General features: G+C 61.2%; 1 pseudogene. It reads left to right on the forward strand.

Features of this window, described 5'->3' with window-relative positions:
- Positions 1-240 (forward strand): annotated as a pseudogene (locus tag KVT28_RS26495) (2-isopropylmalate synthase); the annotation flags it as partial.

The raw sequence follows: 240 nt of genomic DNA on the forward strand, positions 1-240 counted from the left end.
AACTGGCCTGCGCCGGTGCGCGTCAAATTCGCGCCCGTTGCGAAGCGCAAAAGGATACCGCGTGGGCCTTCGAGTATTCGCCAGAAACCTTCTGCTTTACCGAACCGGAGTTTGCGCTGGAGATTTGCGAAGCGGTGGCGGGGATTTGGCAGCCGGGCCCGGCGCGTCCGATGATCATCAACCTGCCCGCCACCGTCAGAGTGAACACGCCGAACATCTATGCCGCTCAGGTTGAGGGTT

Origin of the sequence: Pantoea sp. GbtcB22, assembly GCF_019091025.1 — a bacterium.
Lineage (GTDB): Bacteria > Pseudomonadota > Gammaproteobacteria > Enterobacterales > Enterobacteriaceae > Pantoea > Pantoea leporis.